Below are 4,050 nucleotides of genomic sequence, written 5' to 3'. Positions count from 1 at the left end.
CCTTTACAAAAATGTAAAAATCGATTAATATTTTCTTTTTTAATTTTTAACTCATTAGTAAAAAAATCGTCTTTTATAAATTCTCTTATCTTTTTGATATAAAAGTCTTCTGTAGCTAGTTGTTTTATCTTTTTTAGGCGTTTGGTATCACCTGAAATCCAACCATATAAAGAGCCTATAATTCCAGAAAATTGATTAAACCTAGCACTTATTACTTCTATTTCATTTTTTGGAGCCTTGCCAACATTTGGTAAACTTAAGGTAAATTCATCAACATGATTTTCTAGTTTATTTTCTAATACGTCTTGTGTTAAATTTCCTGTTAGTTTAAGATTGGATAAAGTTACTTCATCGAGGTAATTAATATCTGTCGTGAGCTTAATGGTAATTGATAGTTTTTCGATATGTTCTCTTGTAATAATGACCTCTTTATTGACAAACAGAATACTCGAAAACAACAATGTGTCTCTTGGTTTAACTCTAATTCTAAATTCCCCTAATACATTACTTAAAGTAGCTATACCTGATGTTGTATTGATAACATGTATTCCTTCAGCAGAAAGAGAATCGATATTGATTTTGCCCGATATGACCTTTCTAGTATCTTGAGAGAAACATTGAATAACAAGTAACGAAAAAAATATTGGTAGTAATAGTTTGGTCATAGGCAGCTTTGTTATAACAAATTAAATACCTACAATCACAAATTAATATTAAAGCTATGATAAACTTTTGTTAAAGATGTGGCTTAGTTTTGATAGGCTTCTGAGCTCAGTATCTCTTGTGTTTTATTTGAGAAAGTACTTTGCTGAACTTCTTTTGAAAGGCTTGTGTAAAGATCTTCTACAATTTTTTTGTCAATCATATTCTCATTTGCAAGAGAAAACAACACCATAGAGGCTATGAAAGAATTCGAATTATTTTTAACAAAATGGACTTTATAATCGGTCATTTCTTGATTTATAAGCTTCATCTTTTGATTAATTTCAGAGATTCTGTTACTATTGTTCTCTGCTCTAGCTTTTTGAAAATCGTGGAAGAGATTATTCATTTTTGAAGAAATATTTCTTAGGCTATTCTTATAAGAATTTAATTGATTATTAAGTGGTGTGCCGGTAATGTGAGCATTCTTAAAATCGTTATTATCTATTCTAATTTTGATTGTTCCTTTTTCAATGATAGGGAAGATTCCTTGAGATCGATTTTCAAAAAAGATTCCATAAACTTCAGGATATTCTATTTCACCCGAAAATAATGCCTGTCTATTTCTAACTATTGTTGAATCTAATACGATGTTAGAAATCTCATTTTGTTTTTTTAAATAAACTTTTTTATTGTTTAATTTTTCATCTACGTGTATTTTTATTAAAAACGTATCACTATTATTAGGAGTATTGTTTTCCTTTTTACAGCTTAATAAAATTAATAAAAGCAGTATAGCTATTAACGTAAATTTTAAATTAAAAATCATACTACAAGTTTACTATAAAAGATTGATTTATTAACAAAAAAGGTTGTTTGTTAACAATTAACTAGAATTCATTGTTTTAGAAAAAAAACTTCAGATTTGCTTCAGATTTAGAAAATACTTTTGGCTTGTTTTTCATAGAAGAATGTTTTAAAAATAAGTTAATACAATTTTTTAAAAATATTATCGTTAAAGAAAGACGTCGCTAAGAAAAGAAATCCGTTCATTTTTTAATATTCACTTCCCTAGTTGCCTTAAAACGTAATGTTTTATGTGGTTGGGCTAGGTGTATATTGTTGAATGATAAACTATTAATAACTAAATTATTAATTATTTATCCAATGGATTTATGGTACAAAAATTATTTTTAATCATTATTATTTTTGCAGGTTTTAAAATTTATGCTTTCGAAAATAAAAATTTAACAGTAACAAATTCACCACCAATTTTATCAAACTTTAGAATTAATAATTCTGAACCAGACAAAGTGTATTTTGATAGTAATAAACCTATCACTGCTTCTAACTTTAATGGTTTTGTTATTAGCTTAAAGAATATCTCAAGTATTAATATAGTTAATGATTCAAATACTGGACATTATTTTAAAATTTCTGGTTCATTTACATTTTGGGATAATAATACAATACGTTATGATGGTGGTAGTAATATGACAGATAGTCATGGGAATTTATTGAACAAGTTTGCATTAGTTTATATAGAAAACAATATAGAACAACCAAGTGGTATAACTGAAAAATATGTAAGTGTTAATGGAGCAGGTAACCATGATGGAAGTAGTGAGGAAAATGCTTATACATTTTCTGAGATGCAATCTAATCTCGATAATGACTATGTCACAGCTACCTCTAATGGACTAAGATATAATATTAAAGCAGGTAATTATGGACAAGTTAATCTAGAAGTCTTAAATAAAAATTTCTCAGCTAATAAACCAGTTATTTTTGAGGGGTATCAAAACACCATTGGTGATAATCCAAAATTAAATTGGAATTATACTCCAACCATAAATAATATTCCAGTTGATAGTAGTTTAATGCCTTTGATAGATGGAGGTAATATTAGAGGTGTTAGAGGTATGCAAATTTACAGAAGTAGTTATTTAATTATTAAAAATTTACAAATAGTTAATAATCCAGCTTATAACATAGTAATTAATGGATCAAATAATCTTAGATTTGAGAACATTCACCTAGATAATTCTAATAATAATTTTGAAAATGTTAATAGACCAAGTAAAGTTTCAGTTAGAAATTCGACAGCTTTAAATGGTTATTTGGGTAATTTTGGTATGTCTGGGGATGGTAATTTAGTAAAAGATACTAAATCTTATTGTAACTACAATGGAGATGCTACAGATTATTACTTTGTTTTAGATGGATCAAATAGTATTTTAATAAATTGTATTACACATCGAGAAAATGGTTTAACAAACCATACGGGGCATGGGTGTTCAATTCAAACACCAACGAATATAGGTAGTGATATTGATCCTAATAAAACAGAGTATAATTTAATAGATGGTCTTATTGCAGTTAATCAGGGTAAGGCCTTTGAATTAAGACATCCAGGAGTAAAGTATAATGTTGTAAGAAATGTCACTGCTTACAGCTCCGATCCCAATGATAAAGAAACGGGAGGTTTTATGATACGTGATGGTTCGAGTCATAATATTGTAGAAAATGTATTTGTTTATGATTCGAATCAATTTCTAATATTCTTTGATTCAACCGAAACAGGTATTGGTTTTGGTCATGACAATATTATACGCAACTGTGTAGGATATAATATTGCTCAGTTTGTTCAGGTTACTGGATTAAATCAATCAGGAAACAACGCTAATAACAAATTTTATAATAATACGTTTGTAAATGGTACTTATTTATGGAGAAATCCAAATAATTTTTCACCAGGCTTTACGAATACAATATTTAAAAATAATATTTTTTCAGGAGTTATTAGTTTGTACAATGGTTATAACTTCTCAGGCGTTACTTTTGATAATAATAATTTCCATAATGGTTTTAAACAGGTAGGCTCTAATTTTCACACTTATGATCCTAAGTTTGTAAACCGTGCAAGCAAAAACTTTAAATTAAATTCTGATAGTGAATTAATCGATAAAGGGCTGAATGATTTAGATATAAACTTCGATTTTGATGAAAGTCCACGTCCACAAGGATCAGGAACTGATATTGGAGCTTTTGAGTTTGTAAATGCTTTTGTTGGCAGTGTTACACCAGATACAAATATTTGTGAGGGTGAAAGTATAACACTTGTTGCCAGTGGAGGTTTGAACTATCAGTGGAATAGTGGTGAAACCACATCAACTTTGGAAGTTATACCTACTCAGACAACCACCTACTCTGTAACAATTACAGATGTAAACAACATAACTGAAACTTTAGATGTTAAGGTAACTGTTAACACTGCTCCTTCGGTTGATGCGGGTTTAGATCAAGTTATTTGTGAGGGTGATAGTGTAACATTAACGGCTAGTGGTTCTGGTGATTTTTTATGGAGTACAGGAGAGACTACATCGAGTATTACAGTATCTCCCAGTG

The 4,050-nt window shown here is 28.7% G+C and carries 3 protein-coding genes; 1 reads left to right on the top strand and 2 read right to left on the bottom strand.

The window, feature by feature from the left end:
* Together AC1EUY_RS15780 and AC1EUY_RS15775 are read right to left on the bottom strand one after the other, a co-directional pair.
* On the bottom strand, positions 1–665 hold a 665-nt coding region (locus AC1EUY_RS15780; protein WP_480196513.1), incomplete at its 3' end, for a hypothetical protein.
* Between the two features lie 83 nt (positions 666–748).
* Positions 749–1,471, bottom strand: a complete 723-nt coding sequence (locus AC1EUY_RS15775; protein ID WP_480196512.1) for a DUF4369 domain-containing protein — start codon at positions 1,469–1,471, stop codon at positions 749–751.
* Between the two features lie 346 nt (positions 1,472–1,817).
* Here AC1EUY_RS15775 and AC1EUY_RS15770 point away from each other — a divergent pair.
* Positions 1,818–4,050: choice-of-anchor Q domain-containing protein (locus tag AC1EUY_RS15770; protein WP_480196511.1), on the top strand; the 2,233-nt coding region annotated here is incomplete at its 3' end.

It is taken from the genome of Maritimimonas sp. 2210JD6-3 (genome assembly GCF_056591795.1).
This window is presented reverse-complemented; position numbering and strand designations above follow the sequence as displayed.

Bases quoted from the DNA above. Each gene is read 5' to 3' on its own strand.
- AC1EUY_RS15775 (WP_480196512.1), bottom strand. From the start codon at position 1,471: ATGATTTTTAATTTAAAATTTACGTTAATAGCTATACTGCTTTTATTA.